The sequence below is a fragment of the Paenibacillus cineris genome, from assembly GCF_018333335.1.
Classification (GTDB): domain Bacteria; phylum Bacillota; class Bacilli; order Paenibacillales; family Paenibacillaceae; genus Paenibacillus_AQ; species Paenibacillus_AQ favisporus.
Window position 1 is genome coordinate 4113901 of record NZ_BORU01000001.1, and the last position, 16819, is coordinate 4130719.

Annotated in this window: 13 protein-coding genes; 1 reads left to right on the forward strand and 12 read right to left on the reverse strand. The window is 55.4% G+C overall.

Translation table 11 applies throughout. The features are described 5' to 3' along the window. Positions 1-8 precede the first annotated feature (8 nt). The 10 genes from carB to lspA form a co-directional block, all read right to left on the reverse strand. Positions 9-3221 (reverse strand): carbamoyl-phosphate synthase large subunit, encoded by a 3213-nt coding sequence (gene carB, locus KI379_RS19225; RefSeq protein WP_212984431.1) that lies wholly within the window; start codon positions 3219-3221, stop codon positions 9-11. A 1-nt stretch (position 3222) separates the two neighbouring features. Continuing rightward, positions 3223-4353: a carbamoyl phosphate synthase small subunit gene (locus KI379_RS19230; RefSeq protein ID WP_076169875.1), complete on the reverse strand. Its 1131-nt coding sequence runs from the start codon at positions 4351-4353 to the stop codon at positions 3223-3225. Between the two features lie 98 nt (positions 4354-4451). Continuing rightward, complete coding sequence (locus tag KI379_RS19235; protein WP_212984432.1) at positions 4452-5735, reverse strand: dihydroorotase; 1284 nt, start codon at positions 5733-5735, stop codon at positions 4452-4454. A 110-nt stretch (positions 5736-5845) separates the two neighbouring features. Further along, positions 5846-6754, reverse strand: a complete 909-nt coding sequence (locus tag KI379_RS19240; RefSeq protein WP_212984433.1) for an aspartate carbamoyltransferase catalytic subunit — start codon at positions 6752-6754, stop codon at positions 5846-5848. A gap of 1 nt (position 6755) precedes the next feature. Next, on the reverse strand, positions 6756-7310 hold the full coding sequence (gene pyrR / locus KI379_RS19245; protein WP_105444544.1) for a bifunctional pyr operon transcriptional regulator/uracil phosphoribosyltransferase PyrR: 555 nt from the start codon (positions 7308-7310) through the stop codon (positions 6756-6758). 346 nt (positions 7311-7656) lie between these two features. Continuing rightward, the gene (locus tag KI379_RS19250; RefSeq protein WP_076169871.1) at positions 7657-7914 is read right to left on the reverse strand and encodes a twin-arginine translocase TatA/TatE family subunit; all 258 of its coding nucleotides are present in this window, start codon (positions 7912-7914) and stop codon (positions 7657-7659) included. A gap of 91 nt (positions 7915-8005) precedes the next feature. Next, entirely contained in the window at positions 8006-8749 is a 744-nt protein-coding gene (gene tatC, locus KI379_RS19255; RefSeq protein WP_244169251.1) for a twin-arginine translocase subunit TatC, read from the reverse strand. Between the two features lie 219 nt (positions 8750-8968). Next, complete coding sequence (locus tag KI379_RS19260; RefSeq protein ID WP_145158195.1) at positions 8969-10222, reverse strand: LL-diaminopimelate aminotransferase; 1254 nt, start codon at positions 10220-10222, stop codon at positions 8969-8971. Positions 10223-10317: 95 nt separating this feature from the next. Beyond that, positions 10318-11226: an RluA family pseudouridine synthase gene (locus KI379_RS19265; RefSeq protein ID WP_373309595.1), complete on the reverse strand. Its 909-nt coding sequence runs from the start codon at positions 11224-11226 to the stop codon at positions 10318-10320. Positions 11227-11273: 47 nt separating this feature from the next. Further along, positions 11274-11771 carry a signal peptidase II gene (lspA, locus tag KI379_RS19270; RefSeq protein ID WP_076170153.1) on the reverse strand — a complete coding sequence of 166 codons (498 nt, stop codon included), beginning with the start codon at positions 11769-11771 and terminating at the stop codon, positions 11274-11276. A 227-nt stretch (positions 11772-11998) separates the two neighbouring features. Between lspA and KI379_RS19275 the strand changes: the two genes are divergently transcribed. Then, the gene (locus KI379_RS19275) at positions 11999-12736 is read left to right on the forward strand and encodes a TraR/DksA C4-type zinc finger protein (RefSeq protein ID WP_089548179.1); all 738 of its coding nucleotides are present in this window, start codon (positions 11999-12001) and stop codon (positions 12734-12736) included. On the opposite strand, the gene KI379_RS19280 is transcribed toward KI379_RS19275, so the two are convergent. Continuing rightward, positions 12733-13062, reverse strand: a complete 330-nt coding sequence (locus KI379_RS19280; protein WP_212984435.1) for a DUF5665 domain-containing protein — start codon at positions 13060-13062, stop codon at positions 12733-12735. The genes KI379_RS19275 and KI379_RS19280 overlap by 4 nt on opposite strands. 179 nt (positions 13063-13241) lie before the next feature. Next, positions 13242-16334, reverse strand: a complete 3093-nt coding sequence (gene ileS / locus KI379_RS19285; RefSeq protein WP_212984436.1) for an isoleucine--tRNA ligase — start codon at positions 16332-16334, stop codon at positions 13242-13244. Positions 16335-16819: the final 485 nt, after the last annotated feature.

The window sequence follows — 16819 nt, forward strand, 5'->3', positions numbered from 1 at the left end:
CCCCCTTCTCAGTTCGCAAAAGCCGGCATGGCCTGCGAAGAGAAGTTGAGGGTATCCAGCATATTCATCAGCGCTCTGACCGTGTCCAGCGAGGTCATGCAGACTACGCCGTTCTCTACCGCTTCCCGGCGGATACGGAATCCGTCGCGCTGCGGCGTTTTCCCTTTGGTCAGGGTGTTGAACACGAACTGCGCTTCACCATTGCGGATCAGATCCAGGATGTTCGGTGTGCCGTCGCTGAGCTTCTGCACGGTCGTTACGTTGAGTCCGGCTTCGTTCAAAGCTTGAGCCGTACCTTCCGTTGCATAGATCTTGTAACCAAGGCGCTTGTAGCCCTTCATGAGCTCCACAGCTTCTTCCTTATCCTTGTCGGCCACGGTGACGATGATCGCACCCGATGCCGGAATTTTCATGCCTGCGCCGATCAAGCCTTTGTACAGCGCTTTTGCATATTGCAGGTCGCGTCCCATAACTTCGCCGGTCGACTTCATTTCCGGTCCGAGTGTCGGCTCGACTCTGCGCAGCTTCGCGAAGGAGAACACCGGTACTTTGACGGAAACGTAGTCGCTTTCCGGCCAGAGGCCTTCTTTGTAGCCTGCGTCCTTCAGCTTGCGGCCGAGAATGGCCTGCGTGGCCAGGTTCGCCATCGGAATCGTCGTCACTTTGCTCAGGAACGGTACCGTCCGGGAAGAGCGCGGGTTTACCTCGATGACATACACTTCGTCGTTGTAAATGACGAACTGGATGTTGACCAGGCCGATCGTTTTCAGTTCCTTCGCAATCCGTGTCGTGATGGACACGATCTTCTCCTTGAGATGCTCCTCCAGGTGCTGCGGCGGATATACCGCGATCGAGTCGCCGGAGTGCACGCCTGCGCGCTCGATATGCTCCATGATGCCCGGGATGACCACGGTTTCGCCGTCGCAGATCGCGTCGACTTCCACCTCTTTACCCAGCATGTAGCGGTCGATCAAGACCGGATGCTCCGGATTGATCTTAACAGCCTGCTCCATATAGCTCAGCAGCTCGTCATCGGAGTAGACGATTTCCATCGCGCGTCCGCCAAGGACGTAGGATGGACGGACCAGCACCGGATAGCCGAGCGATTGGGCCGTGTCTACGGCTTCGTCGACCGATGTAACCGTGCTGCCTTTCGGCTGGGCGATTTGCAGTCTCGAGAGCAGCGCCTCAAACTTCTTGCGGTCCTCCGCCTCGTCGATACTTTCGAGGCTGGTGCCGAGAATGTTCACGCCCGCTCTGCTCAGCGGTCCGGCCAGGTTGATGGCCGTTTGGCCGCCGAACTGCACGATGACGCCGATCGGCTTCTCCTGCTCGATAACGTTCATGACGTCCTCGAAGAACAGCGGCTCGAAGTACAGGCGGTCTGACGTGTTGAAGTCCGTGGATACCGTTTCCGGGTTATTGTTGATGATAACCGCTTCGTATCCGGCCTTCTGAATTGCCCACACGGCGTGTACGGTCGAGTAGTCGAACTCGATGCCTTGGCCGATCCGGATCGGTCCGGAGCCCAGCACGACCACTTTCTCCTTGTTGGACGGCGTTACTTCGTTCTCCGTCTCATAGGTCGAGTAGTAGTAAGGCGTTGTCGCTTCGAATTCTGCCGCGCAGGTGTCAACCATTTTGTAGACCGGACGCAGACCGTTCGAGAGGCGGAACTCGCGAACTTCCGTCTCCGTCGTCAGGCTTCCAGCCCGGCTCTGGCTGCGGATCTCGGCAATCGCCCGGTCGGTGAAACCACGGCGTTTCGCCAGGTACAGCGTTTCATAAGAAAGCGTGTCTTCCTGAAGCTGCTCTTCGAACGCGATCAGCCCCTGGATTTTATCGAGGAACCACCAGTCGATCTTGGTCAGGTCCTGAACTTCCTGCAAACCGTAGCCGCGGCGGAACGCTTCCGCGATCAGGAAGATCCGCTCGTCGTCGGCTTTGATGAGGCGCTCGCGGAGCACTTCCTCGCTCAGCTCTTCCGTACCTTTCAGATAGAAGCGGTGCACTCCGATTTCCAGGGAGCGGATCGCTTTATGGATCGATTCCTCGAACGTGCGGCCGATAGCCATCACTTCGCCGGTCGCTTTCATTTGCGTGCCCAGCTTGCGGTTCGCCTGTACGAATTTATCGAACGGCCAGCGCGGAATTTTGCTGACGATGTAGTCCAGCGTTGGCTCGAAGCAAGCGTAAGTCTGCCCGGTTACCGGGTTGACGATTTCGTCCAGGGTGTAGCCGAGGGCGATCTTTGCCGCCATCTTGGCGATCGGGTACCCGGTCGCTTTGGAAGCGAGCGCCGAAGAGCGGCTGACGCGAGGGTTAACCTCGATGACATAGTATTGGTAGCTGTGCGGATCCAGGGCGAACTGCACGTTGCATCCGCCTTCGATGTTCAGCGCGCGGATAATTTTCAGCGACGCCGATCTCAGCATTTGGTATTCACGGTCCGAGAGCGTTTGGGACGGGGCTACGACGATACTGTCCCCGGTGTGAACGCCAACCGGATCAAAGTTCTCCATGTTACATACGACGATGCAGTTGTCATTGGCATCGCGCATGACTTCGTATTCGACTTCCTTCATACCCGCGATGCTCTTCTCGATCAGGCACTGGCCGATCGGGCTGTAACGGATACCGGAACTTACCGTCTCACGCAGTTCTTCTTCATTCGCGCAGATGCCGCCGCCGGTTCCGCCGAGCGTGTACGCCGGACGGACGATCAGCGGGTAGCCGATCTCTTCGGCGAAGTCGAGCGCTTCTTCCAGTGTAGTGACGATCGTGCTTTCCGGTACCGGCTGTTCCAGCTCGCGCATCAGTTCGCGGAACAGGTCGCGGTCTTCGGCTTTTTCGATCGAATGAAGCTGGGTGCCAAGCAGTTTAACGTTTTCCTGCTCCAGCACGCCTGCTCTCGCCAGTTCCACCGCCATGTTAAGGCCGGTCTGGCCGCCGAGCGTCGGCAGCAGTCCGTCCGGGCGCTCCTGGCGGATGACCTGGGTTACGAAGTCCAGGGTGATCGGCTCGATGTATACTTTATCCGCCGTGTTCGTGTCGGTCATGATGGTCGCCGGGTTGCTGTTGATCAGGACAACCTCGACGCCTTCCTCTTTCAGCGCTTCGCATGCCTGCGTGCCCGCATAGTCGAACTCAGCCGCCTGGCCGATGACGATCGGTCCAGAACCGATAACGAGGATTTTCTTAAGCTGTTTATTGATAGGCATATTATCGTGCTCCTTTCACGGCTGCAGCCAGTTCAGCCTGGCGCGGTTTTGCAGGTTTTTGCTGTTTATGATCGGCAATCATTTTCAAGAACTCGTCAAACAGATAGCTGTTGTCGTAAGGGCCAGGGGCCGCTTCCGGGTGGTATTGCACGGTAAAGGCCGGGTATTTCTTATGTTTGAGCCCTTCCACCGTCTTGTCGTTGTTGTTGATATGCGTAACCTCGAGCTCTGTGCCGGCAATGGAGTCATCCTTAACCGTGTAGCCATGGTTCTGCGATGTGATATAGCAGCGGTTCGTCGCCAAGTCCTTCACCGGATGGTTGCCGCCGCGATGGCCGAATTTCAGCTTCTCGGTGTCGGCGCCGCAAGCCAGGGCGAACAGCTGGTGACCCAGGCAGATGCCGAAGATCGGATATTCGCCGAGCAGTTCCTTGATCGTCTGGATCGCGTGCGGTACATCTTTAGGATCCCCAGGGCCGTTGGACAGCTGAATGCCATCCGGATTCAGGCGGCGGATTTCCTCGGCCGTCGTATCATGCGGAACAACCACCACGTCGCAGCCGCGGGAAGTCAGTTCGCGCAAAATACCGCTCTTGGCGCCGTAGTCGATAAGTACGATCCGCTCTCTAGCGCCCGGGCTGCTGTAAGTATGCTTCGTGGACACGCGCGACACCTGATCGGTCATCAGGGTGCTCGCAGCAAGACGCTCTCTCAGTTCCTCGACGGACTGAGCGGATGTCGTCAGAATCCCCTTCATCGTGCCGTGGCTGCGGATAAGGCGGGTCAGCATGCGCGTATCGATGTCGCTGATGCCGACGATCCCGTATTCCTTCAGCAGCGTATCCACGCTGTACTCGGCGCGCCAGTTGCTCGGCACCGTTTCATGGCGGCGTACGACAAATCCGTGCACATATGGCGCAACCGACTCAAAATCGTCGCGCGTAATGCCGTAGTTGCCGATCAGCGGGAACGTCATCGTGACGATTTGCCCGCAGTACGACGGGTCTGACAGCACCTCTTGATATCCCGTAATCCCTGTATTAAACACGACTTCGCCCGTCGTTTCACCTTCTGCTCCGAAAGCACTGCCCGTAAACAGTGTTCCGTCCTCCAGCAGCAATCTTGCCTGCATCCCACTCACTCCTCTGTCAAATTACGTTAAGTTAGTATCTAGTAGTATCTATATCTGTTTCTTTTTTATCAACCGATCCGGCCCGGTTATATCCGGTTTTAGGCTTCAAACACGACTTTGCCGTCCATCCAGGTTTTAACCGGCCAGCCCTTCAGCTTCCACCCGGTAAACGGCGTATTCCGTCCCTTTGAGGCAAACTCTTCCGGATTCACCGCTTTTTCGGTTTCCAGGTCAATCATCGTCAGGTCAGCAGGAGCGCCTTCCTCAAGCCGCCCGGTGTTCAAACCGAACACCCGCGCCGGATCGGAAGTCATCCGCTGAACCAGCATGGCCAGATCCCATTTGCCAGTCGCCACAAACTTGGTGTACAAGAGCGGGAAGGCCGTCTCGAAGCCAACGATGCCAAAAGGCGCCATTTCCATGCCTTTCGCTTTCTCTTCCGCCGCATGCGGCGCATGATCCGTCACGATGATGTCGAGCGTTCCGTCCAGCAGCCCTTCGATGCAGGCTTTCACGTCCCGCGGCGAGCGCAGCGGAGGATTCATTTTCCAGTTGGCGTCCAGCCCCGGAATGTCTTCATCCGACAGCAGCAGATGGTGCGGACACACCTCGGCGGTGACGTGAATGCCGACTTCCTTGGCCTGGCGGATCAGCCGGACTGATTGTTCCGTGCTGACGTGGCATACATGGTAGTGCACGCCCGTCGCTTCTGCCAGCAGGATGTCCCGCCCCACATGAATCGCTTCCGACTCGTTCGGAATACCGATCAGTCCGTGCTGCTCGGCAAACTTGCCTTCCGTCACGCTACCCCCTTCGACCAGGGAGTTCTCTTCACAGTGCGCAATCACCGGCATGTTCAGCTCTTTCGCCCGGCGCATGGCGTCTTTCATCATCTTGGCGTTCTGTACGCCAACGCCGTCGTCGGTGAAGCCGACCGCCCCCGCTGCTTTGAGCGCTTCAAAATCCGTCAGCTCCCGTCCGAGCTCCCGTACTGTAATCGCTGCATAAGGGAGCACCTTCACGATTCCCGCCTCGCGGGCCTTCTCCAGCACCAGCTGGACCGTTTCCGGGTTGTCGGTCACCGGTTTCGTGTTCGGCATGCAGGCGATGGTCGTGAAGCCGCCTTTGGCAGCCGAGCGGCTCCCGGTCTCGATCGTTTCCTTATGTTCAAATCCAGGTTCGCGCAGATGGACATGCATATCGATCAAGCCGGGCGTAACCAGCTTGCCGGCAGCGTCCGTCACTTCGGCCCCTTCGGGAGCACTCCAGCCGGCATCGGGTTCCACCAATGTTTTGATGATGCCGTCCTCGATGACGATATGCTTGCTTACCTGTTCCCCTTGTTCGTTCAGTACGCTGGCGTTCGTTATGATCTGTATCATGAGTACCTCCGGTCGTTGATTGGCACTGTGGCTTCCAATCTATTGTATAATAATAATTCATTTTTGTGTATATTTATTAATAAAATTTGTGTATGCCTATATATCCCTGATTATTTCATCGCCCGTTCCATGACCGCCATACGGATCGGAACGCCGTTGCTCATTTGCGGGAAGATCGCCGACTGTTCACACTCGACAACCGCATCGTCGATCTCCACGTTCCGGTTCACCGGAGCAGGATGCATAATTAGTGTATGCTTGGACAATTTGGAAGCCCGCTCCTCCGTCAATCCGTACTGCGCTCTGTATTCCTCCGCCGATTTCAGCATGCCGGTCGCATGACGCTCAAGCTGAACCCGCAGCATCATGACCACATCCGAGCGGAGCGCCTCTTCCATCGTTACGTATCTGGCAAACGGCTCCAGCTCCGGTGCCGTCATATTATTCGGCGCGCAGAATTTGACTTCGGCCCCGAACTTGCGCAGCGCCCACAGGTCCGATCGGGCCACCCGGCTGTGCTTAATGTCGCCGATGATCGACACCGTCAGGCCTTGAAGGCTGCCGAACCGTTTCTTCATCGTGTACAGGTCGAGCAGCGCCTGCGTCGGATGCTCATTGTTTCCGTCCCCTGCATTGATGAGCGGAACCGAGATTTTGCTGGACAGCTCCTCCAGTACCCCGGCCGGCTTCAGCCGGATGACGCCTGCGTCAATCCCCATCGATTCGAGCGTTCTTACCGTGTCGTAGATCGATTCGCCTTTCTCTACGCTCGAAGCAGCCGCCGTAAAGTTCAGCACCTGGGCACCCAGGCGTTTCTCTGCCATTTCGAAGGAAAAGCGCGTCCGCGTGCTGTTCTCAAAAAACATGTTGGCTACGAATTTGGAGGCCAGCACCGGCACCAGCTTTTCGTGCTGTGCTTCCCAGTATGCGGCCCGGTTCAGGATCGATTCGATTTCGTCGCGGCCCAGATCCTTCAGTCCGAGCAGGCTCCGGTCCTTCAGCTGCGTCATCGTTAGCATGTTATTTCTCCTCCCGGTTTTGCATAATCGTCACTTCGTCCTTGCCGTCCGTTTCCGTGAGGGCTACTTCAATTTGCTCGGACCTTGCCGTCGGTACGTTCTTGCCGATGTAATCCGGCCGGATTGGCAGCTCCCGGTGTCCCCGGTCCGCCAGCACCGCCAGCTGGATCATCTGCGGCCGGCCGCAGTCCATCAGGGCGTCCATTGCGGCGCGGATCGTCCGTCCCGTGTACAGCACGTCGTCGAACAAAATCACTTTTTTATCATGAATATCGAGCTTTTCCAGGCCAATGTTTGCTTCAGTCAAGGAAGCTGCGCTGTCTTTCTGGTCGTCCCGGTACCGGGTGACGTCAACAGCGCCCCATGGAACCGGTGTGCCTTCGATTTCGAGAATTTTGCCGGCGATGCGCTGGGCCAGAAATTCTCCCCTGGTTTTGATGCCGATGAACACGCAATTTTCAATCCCCTTGTTCCTCTCCAGTATTTCGTGTGCAATCCTTGTCAGTGCACGGCGGATTGCCGTTTCATCCATAATGACATGCACCTCGTTGCTCATGCTCCACACTCCTTCTTCCGTCTAAAAGGGATTTAAATAGCTGACCCGTGAAGGTTCCCCACAAAGCGAGGCTTTGATGCCTCTTCAGATGCTTGGAGGGGACCCAGATAACAAAAAAACTCCCTGCCCGTAGGCAAGGAGTTAGAAGCCATCAGCATGCGCTGATAGACATAGAGATTCGCTGGGCGGCTTAAAGCAGACAGTATGCTGCCGCGAAGTGAACCTCGGTTCACGTTACCTTGCCAGTCTCACGGGACTGATTTAAAGGTGCTATTCAACTAAAGATGATTATGACAGACTGAACGTCTGCTGTCAACCGAGCTTAGCCTTCCCGATCCGTGGAATTTTATTCCGGCAGACGCGGGGATGCGGCGGATTCCGTCCGAGCCGCTTGAGGCTGCTGCCCCTGTTCCGTTATGGGCTCCTGGGCGGAGCTGCGCTTCTGGCGCGGCGAGTCGCCCATAATGTCGCTCATTTCGTTTTTAAATTCCCGCAGCATGCGTCCGGCCGAGCGGCCCAGTCCGGGCAGCTTGTTTGGTCCGAATAATAGCAGCGCAAGCACGGCCAGCAATATGAAACCCGGCAAACCGATATCGCTTAGCATAACGTAAATCGTCCTCCCTTAAAACCCAATTTATAAACCATCTTCTCCACTTGATTTCAGTACACTTTCAACGCCCACGGTCGAACCTGCATTAAGCAGATCCATAATTCATCCGGTCCTTGGTTCCCGCATCCATCTGCATTTGCTTGCGGTATACCAGCTTGGACATCAAAACGCTGATTTCGTACAGCAGAATAAACGGTACCGACACCGAAATATGCGAAAAAAACTCCGGCGGAGAAATCATGCACGCGATGAAAACCAGCACCATGTACGAGACTTTACGCATTTTCCCCAGCAGTCCCGGGTTGATGACACGCAGCCTTGTCAGCAGCATCACCAGCACCGGCAGCTCAAAGGCAAGCGACACCGGAACCACGATGTTGGTCAGAAACGTAAAGTACTGCGCAATGCCGTACGTCTCCACCAATCCCAGGTTTTTGGTCATACTCGTCGTAAAGCGAAACGCCATCGGGAACACGACAAAATAGGCAAAAGCAAACCCGACAAGCAGCAGTACGAACGCAGCTGGCACATACTTTAGCGCCGCTTTCTGCTCGCTCTTGCGCAGTCCCTTTTTGGCAAAAGCCCAAATTTGCAGCATCGTAAAAGGTACCGCTACGACCAGCGACAAGGCTGCGGCAATGTACATATACATGCGAACGCCCTCCCACGGGCTGAACGCGTTCCATTCGACCAGTGAGGCCGGCGGCCTGCCCCTCAAGAAGTGAAGCACGTCGCCCACCACGAACAGCGCCGCGATCATTGACACCAAAAACGCGCCCAAAATCCAGAACAGGCGCTTCCGCAATTCGCCCAAATGTTCGACATACAAATCCCATTTCCAATGTTTAAACAGAGCTGCTCAACTCCCACTTCAGGCCTTGTTCTCAAAAACAAGCGCCCGTATTGCTATGTCCACTTTACCATGTTTGACCGCAAAAATCATGGGCTTGTTTCCAGTTCCTTCAGCCGCTCCAGCAGGCTGTATAACGCTGCGGCAAAAAAAAAGATCCGCCCTGCATGTCAGGGACGGATCTTGCTGCACATTGAATTAAAATTCGAATTCCACGTCGCTCAGGCGGCGTTTAATTTCGGCAATGACGCGCTTCTCGTCTTCTTGGCCCTTCGCTTCGAAAGTGACGGAGAAGCGGACAAAGCTGCCGGCATCATCCCAAGGCACGGTGGAGATCAGCTTCTCGCGGATCAAGAACTGGGAGAAGTCCTCGCCGGAATTGAAGCGGACTCCGCCTTTAATGCCTTTAGGCGCTTCCACATAGAGGAAGAAGGAGCCTTTCGGTTTCTCGGCCTGGAAGCCCAGCTCGTTCAGCACGGCTACCAGCATATCGTGGCGGCGGGAATATTTCTCCGCAATTTTCTCCGTAATTTCCGGATGGGCGAGACCGTAAGCGGCCGCTTTCTGGATGGCGATAAACTGGCCGGAGTCGTTGTTGTCTTTCACGTCGCCGAAGGCTTTCACGACGAGCGGGTTACCAGCGATAAAGCCGATCCGCCAGCCGGTCATGTTGTAGGATTTGGACAGGGAGTGCAGCTCGACACCTACGTCCTTCGCACCTGGAATCGACAGGAAGCTCAGCGGCTTCAGTCCGTCATAAGTCAGGGCTGCGTAAGGAGCGTCATGAACGACGACGATGTCGTACTTCTTTGCCCATTCCACCACTTCGGTGAAGAACTCGACCGTGGCGCTTGCGCCCGTCGGGTTGTTCGGATAGTTCAGGTAGATCAGCTTGGCGCGCTGAGCGATGTCTTCCGGAATGCTCTTCAGATCCGGCAGGAAGTTGTTTTCCTTCTTCAGCTCAACGGTGTATACTTCCCCGCCGAGGTATTTCGTGTGGGTTCCCAGAACCGGATAACCCGGCACGGTGATGATGGTCACGTCGCCAGGGTTGATGAACACCGATGGAAGCATCGCCAGGGCTGGCTTGGAGCCGATGGAGTGGAGCACTTCTGTCTGCGGATCGATGCCGTCCACGTTGAAGACTTCCTTCAAGTATTTGGCTGCTGCTTCCTTGAATTCAGGAATTCCGTTATCTGCATAGCCGCGGTTCTCCGGCTTGGCCGCTTCTTCCGCAAGCTTGGCCACGATGCCGGCATCAGCCATTTCATCCGGTTCGCCTACGCCAAGGTCGATCAGTTCTACGTCCGGGAAGTCCTTTTTAGCCTGGGCTTTGGCCCGCTTGATTTTTTCAAATTTATAGATGGCTGTGTCTTTACCATAATTGGAACCGCCGATCCGGTCCGCAAAGCTGTTCTGAATGTACGTTTGCTGGTACTGTTCGATGCTCATGTATTCTTTCATCTCCTACTTCAATTTCTACACCCCTAAATATGAAGGAATCCATGGCGGAATGCCATGGACTAATTATCGTATGATTTGTACTTTCAACGGCTGCGCAGCGATGTCAGCAGATCCTCCATATCGCCGGGAATCGGCGCTGAGAACTCCATATATTCGCCGCTTGCCGGATGGATGAACCCAAGCACGCCGGCGTGCAGCGCTTGTCCGTTCATTTTGATGCCTTTGCTCCGTCCGTACACCGGATCTCCGACGAGCGGATGGCCGATGAACTTCATGTGCACCCGGATCTGGTGAGTCCGCCCGGTTTCGAGCTGAAGCTCCAGCAGGGTGTAGTCGCCAAAGCGCTCCTTGACCGTAAAATGGGTGACGGCGTGCTTGCTGTTCTTCTCCGTCACGGTATACATTTTGCGGTCGATTGGATCGCGCCCGATCGGAGCGTCTATCGTTCCTTGATCATGGCTGACATTGCCGTGGACCAGGGCATAATAGCGCCGGGTCACGCTGTGGTCTTTGAGCTGGGCGGCCAAAGAGGCGTGGGCCATATCGTTCTTTGCGGCCATGATCAAGCCGGAAGTGTCCTTATCAATCCGGTGAACGATGCCTGGACGCAGCTCCCCGTTAATGCCGGACAAATCCTTACAGTGGTACATCAGCGCATTCACCAGAGTCCCCGAGGCATGCCCGGGCGCAGGATGAACGACCATCCCCCTCGGCTTGTTGACCACGATGACATCCTTGTCCTCGAAAGCGACATTCAGTGGAATGTCCTCCGGTACGATCTCGACGGCGGCCGGCTCCGGGACGGTCACTTCCAAGTGGTCGCCCGCCGCCAGCTTATAATTGGCTTTGACCGGCTGACCGTTCACAAGCACATGGCCTGCGCTGATCCAGAGCTGGACCTGGGACCGGGAAATGTCCTCCTCCCAGGATTCCGTAATATATTTATCGATGCGTTCTTTGGCATGGACAGGGTCAACGACCCACTCCCTGATATCCGCACTCTCCGGGTTTTCCCCCGCTCCGGATGTTTGTTCTTCGATCAAACCGGTTCATTCCCTTCATTGCTCTTGTTGTTCGATTCGGTTCGGTTCATGTCCATCAGCGAATCCAGTATAATGAGCGCCACCCCGATCACGATGCAGGAGTCGGCCACATTAAAAATCGGAAACGTATAGCTGCCGAAATTGAATTGTAAAAAGTCCACCACTTCGCCGTTCAGCGCACGGTCGAGAAAGTTGCCGATCGCCCCTCCCAGGACGAGGCTAAGCGCTACCGGAAGCAGCTTGCGCGAAGACGATTTTCTCACCCGGTTCATATACCAGATAATCGCCACCACCACGACGATGGTAATCACGATAAAAAACCAGCGCTGGTTGGGAAGAATACCGAAGGCTGCACCCGTGTTCCGGTGGGAGGTAATCAGAAAAAAGTTGCCAATCACCGGAATTTCCTCTGCTAATTCCAATCTGGTGGCAATTAAATACTTGGCGCCCTGATCCACCAAAAACACGATTAAAGCGATTAAGTAGTACACCACAGCCATTTGTCACTCCGTTCTTATTCATTAGGCCCGTCCGCTCGGACACAGCCTTTCACGTCATGTAAAGACTTGTTTATTGTAGCATAGGGCGCCGGAAACCGTCCATAAACGGGGAATGGCGAAAACAATTTCCTTCTGTAAAACAGGCTTCATCCGCACATTCTAGATATGAAAAGAAATCGTCTTTATCGTTTTGTTGATCCGAAGCGGAAAGGGGCTTTGTCATGCAGCATCTCACACAATCACAGCTGGATCATTTGCACAGCATGCTTAAGGAACAGCAGGAATCCATCCGCCAAAAGGATGACAGCAACGAGCATTACGGCCTGGAAGACTCCATGCGCGACCAGACCGGCGAGCTGTCGAACATCGACAACCATCCCGGCGACGTGGCTACCGAGCTTTACTCCAGGGAAGTCGATTTAACGCTGCAGGACCATGATGACCATCACATGGACCGCATTGAAATGGCGCTGGACCGATTCCAGCAGGGAACCTATGGCGTCTGCGAGGAATGCGGAAAGCCGATCCCGTACGAGCGGTTGGAAGCCGTTCCGACGACGTCTTTTTGCAAAGAGCATTCGCCTAAAGTGCATGTCGAGAATTACCGCCCGGTTGAAGAGGAATTTCTGATGCCTCCTTTTGGCCGGACGAGCCTGGACGAACGCGATGACCAGAACGGTTTCGACGGCGAAGACGCGTGGCAAATCGTAGAAAACTTCGGCAGCTCCACCAGCCCGGCTTATGCTGAAGACCGTGAGGTCCACAGCTACAACGAGCTCGAAATCGAAGCTTCCGACGAGCTGGAAGGCTGCGTAGAGCCGTATGAAGCTTTTGTCGCCACCGATATTTACGGGAATCAGATCGAATTTGTCCGTAACCAAGAGTACCGAAAATATATGGACCAAGGCGAAGGGGTCAGTATGGACCAGCTCGGCGAAGAGGATGAAGGGTTCATTTAATACGTTTTCAGCTCAAGCTGCCGCTGGACGATCCGGACGATATCGGCAATATAGTCTCCGATAATCGGAAGATTGAGCGCTCCCAGCACCTGCAGCACATATATAATTGTAGCGGCAAAAAAGGTGAACCCGATGGCGACCCCGACGCCGCGCGCCGCACCGGACAGCAGGTTTAACATAATCAACCGGAAAGGTCTGTGCAAAAGCTGGGTATATTCCGCAATCCGGGCCTGCTCCAATTCTTCGGCAATTCGCACGGTCAAACGGTACACAACGTTCAGCTTCTCCTCTTCCGATTCGGGAATGATGCTCTTCTTATTCGGCATCTCTGCATTCTCCTCTCGGATCAGCGCGGTATCCATCGTTCCGATGAACAACAAACGAGCCGAAGCCGGCGCGAAAATGGTCTTTCATTTCCGCACGGGCCAGAAGGCTCGTTTGTTCGTTTGTTGTGCTATTATGCGCCAAAGCGGCGATTGCCATTCAATGGCGGTAAAAAGGCAGATTATCCGGCAATGCGGATACCCAGCGTTTTGCCGGCGAGATCAACGCGCTCCATTTCGGCTTCTTGCCCGAACGCAAGCTCGTTCACCAGCACGTTTTCCCGGAGCACATGCTCAAATGCCTGGATGGCAGCCGTCAATTCTTCATCCGCATCAAGAACCAGGGTGACGCGTTTTTCGATCGGCAGGTCGAGTTTTTTGCGGTAGTCCTGTACGGCACGCACCACTTCGCGGACCCAGCCTTCCTGTTCCAGTTCAGGCGTGATTTCTGTATTGAGGGCAACGGTGATGCCATAGCCCGAGGCCGATGCAAATCCGGCTTTCGCCTGCTTCTCGACGAGCAGCTCGTCGGCTGTAATCTGAAGCTCATCACCATCCGGCGAAGTGACGTTAAGGCTGCCGGTATTGACGACGTTCCGCGTATCCTCCGGACTCATCGCTTTCAGGAAGCCCTGGAGGAACCCGATGTTTTTACCGTATTTCTTGCCGGCTACCTTCAGGTTCATCTTCAGCGTAAAGTCGACGAATCCGCTGTCGCTCGTCTCCACGACGATGTTCTTCACGTTGATTTCTTCCTTGATGATCTCCTCGTATCCGGCCACATCAAAATCGCGGTCCAGCGACACAATCAACTCGGACAACGGCTGGCGGGTCTTGATTCCCGTTTCGTTCCGCACGTTGCGGGCGAGCTCGACGACCTGGCGGGCGGTTTCCATATCTTCCTCGAGCGCCTTGTCGATCCGAGCCTCATCGGCAACCGGATAATCGGTCAGATGAACGCTTTCCCCGCCGGTCAGGTTCGTGTAGATATCTTCCGACAGCAGCGGTGTGTATGGCGCCATTAGTTGGGCCAGCGTGACCAGCACATGCGTCAGTGTGCCGTAAGCGGCCAGTTTGTCTTCTCCGAGTCCGCTGCCCCAGAAGCGGTCGCGCGAACGGCGGATATACCAGTTGCTCAGCTCGTCGACGAATCCTTCGATGGCCTTGGCCGAGTTGAGGAAGTCATTGCTTTCCAGCGCTTTGTCCACCAGCAGGATCAGGCTGTTCAGACGGGACAGGATCCAGCGGTCGAGTTTGTTTTCCGACGGTTGGTACGGATGCTCCGCCGGGTTGTAGCCGTCGATGTTCGCATACAGCGTCAGGAACGCGTGCGTGTTGACCAGCGTGTCGATCACTTTGGATTTGGCTTCACCGACAATGCCTTTGGAGAAGCGTTTGCTGTTCCAAGGCGCGCTGTCCGAAAGGAGCGCCCAGCGGAACGCGTCCGTGCCGTATTCGTTGATGATGTCCCAAGGGTCGATGACGTTGCCCTTCGATTTGGACATTTTTTGGCCGTTTTCGTCTAGGATATGCCCCGTGGCGATGACCGATTTGTAAGGCGCAACGCCTTTGAACAGGGTGGAGACCGCCAGCAGGCTGTAGAACCAGCCGCGGGTCTGGTCGATCCCTTCGCAGATCATATCCGCCGGGAACTGCTCCTCAAACGTGTCCACGTTCTCAAACGGATAATGGTGCTGCGCGAACGGCATCGAGCCGCTGTCGAACCAAACGTCGATCACTTCGGACGTCCGCTCCATCACGCCGCCTTCGCAGTGCGGACAGCGCACTTTGACCTCATCGACGTAAGGCTTATGTAGCTCCAGATCGTCGCTGATTTCGCCGACCGCCTGCGCCTTCAGCTCCGCAAAGCTGTGCGGCGAAAATTCGCCTTTACACGATTCGCAGACCCAAACGTTTAGCGGCGTGCCCCAATAGCGGTTACGGCTGATATTCCAATCCACCAGCTCTTCCAGGAACTTGCCGAAGCGTCCTTCACGGACATGGCCCGGATACCAGGTAACGCCATTGTTGTTGGCGATCAGCTGATCCTTGACGGCCGTCGTTTCGATAAACCAGCTCTCCATCGCATAATAGAGAAGCGGAGACTTACAGCGCCAGCAGAACGGATAGCTGTGCTCATATTTTTCCTTGCTGTACAACGTTCCTTTTTCCGACATCATCTTCACGATGTCCAGATCGCAATCTTTTACAAAGCGTCCGGCGAAGTCGGTAACCTCATCGGTATAACGTCCTTGGGCGTTCACTACGCTCACGAAGCTGATGCCGTTTTCCCGGCAGGTTTTGTAGTCGTCTTCCCCGTGGGCCGGCGCCATATGCACGATCCCCGTACCACTCGAATCCGTAACAAAGGATGCGCCGACGATGATGTTGCCTTTTTCCGGCTTGAAGTAAGTAAACGGCGGCGTGTAGCTCTGGCCGACAAATTCGGAGCCTTTGTGTGTGGACAAAACCGTATAGTCGCCTTTCATCACGTCTTCAACCAGGTTTTTGGCGACGATGTAGACGCCGTCTTCCTGCTGGACGCGGGCATATTCCATATCCGGGTTCATGGCCAGCGCCACGTTGGACGGCAGCGTCCAAGGCGTGGTCGTCCAGGCCAGCACATAATCGCCGCTGTCATGCAGCTTGAATTTGGCCGTAGCACTCAAATCCTTGACGTCTTCGTAGCCCTGCGCCACTTCGTGGGAGCTGAGCGTCGTCTGGCAGCAAGGGCAGTACGGGCTGACGCGATGTCCGCGGTACAGCAGCCCTTTGCCGTGAATCGTGGACAGGATGTTCCATACGCTCTCGATGTAATTGTTCTCCAGCGTGATGTACGGATGGTCCAGATCCGTCCAGTACCCGATCGCTTCGGTCAGCTCTCTCCACTGCTTCTCGTACTCGAACACGCTGTCCTTACATTTCTTCACAAACTCTTCCACGCCGTATTTCTCGATATCCTGCTTACCGGAGATGCCGAGCTGCTTCTCTACGCCGAGCTCCACCGGCAGACCGTGGGTGTCCCAGCCGGCTTTACGCACGACGCGGTAGCCCTTCATCGTTTTGTAACGCGGCACAAAATCCTTGATCACGCGCCCCAGCACGTGCCCGATATGCGGAGCCCCGTTGGCTGTCGGCGGGCCTTCGAAAAATACGAAGTTCGGCTTGCCCGAACGGTTTTCGATGGATTTTTTAAAGGTGCCTTCTTCGTTCCATTTTTTCAGGATGCGCTGATCTCTCGTGCGCGCTTTTTCTTTGACATCGACCTTATGCATGGTCACCATACCTCACTTTCATTCTTTGAAAAACTTCCCATCTCCCTAAATCCCTCTTCGTAAGAGGGACCCCGAGGGCGCTGCCCTCTGGACACCCGGAAACCTCCGTGGCGCATCATTTGGAGCGGACTTAGTTGTGCTTGAGTGTATCCCCGCTTGCCGCCCATCTTCCTTTGCCCCGCAAAGTGAAGATGGGCACGCTTGACGATGGTGTTACCTTGTTACTGGTTTAGTTGGGTTAGCTAGCTACTGGTTAGTTAGATTTTCTACACACTTCCCCATTCCCAGCCAAACACACGCCCTATCCTCAAATGTTCTACGTCAGCCCGACACACAGCCTGCGCATGTGCCCCAGGTCGAGCGGGTGCGGAGCCGCGTAAGACCCATCTCGCATGAGAGGTTCCGAAGGCGGTCCCCTAAAGGGGGGCAGCCGGAGAAGAACCGGGCACCTCACCAACCGTCGCATCAAAACTCCAAACTAGATC

Coding starts and splice junctions, on each gene's coding strand:
- carB (WP_212984431.1), bottom strand. CDS start 3,221: ATGCCTATCAATAAACAGCTTAAGAAAATCCTCGTTATCGGTTCTGGA.
- KI379_RS19230 (WP_076169875.1), bottom strand. CDS start 4,353: ATGCAGGCAAGATTGCTGCTGGAGGACGGAACACTGTTTACGGGCAGT.
- KI379_RS19235 (WP_212984432.1), bottom strand. CDS start 5,735: ATGATACAGATCATAACGAACGCCAGCGTACTGAACGAACAAGGGGAA.
- KI379_RS19240 (WP_212984433.1), bottom strand. CDS start 6,754: ATGCTAACGATGACGCAGCTGAAGGACCGGAGCCTGCTCGGACTGAAG.
- pyrR (WP_105444544.1), bottom strand. CDS start 7,310: ATGAGCAACGAGGTGCATGTCATTATGGATGAAACGGCAATCCGCCGT.
- KI379_RS19250 (WP_076169871.1), bottom strand. CDS start 7,914: ATGCTAAGCGATATCGGTTTGCCGGGTTTCATATTGCTGGCCGTGCTT.
- KI379_RS19260 (WP_145158195.1), bottom strand. CDS start 10,222: ATGAGCATCGAACAGTACCAGCAAACGTACATTCAGAACAGCTTTGCG.
- KI379_RS19275 (WP_089548179.1), top strand. CDS start 11,999: ATGCAGCATCTCACACAATCACAGCTGGATCATTTGCACAGCATGCTT.
- KI379_RS19280 (WP_212984435.1), bottom strand. CDS start 13,062: ATGCCGAATAAGAAGAGCATCATTCCCGAATCGGAAGAGGAGAAGCTG.
- ileS (WP_212984436.1), bottom strand. CDS start 16,334: ATGCATAAGGTCGATGTCAAAGAAAAAGCGCGCACGAGAGATCAGCGC.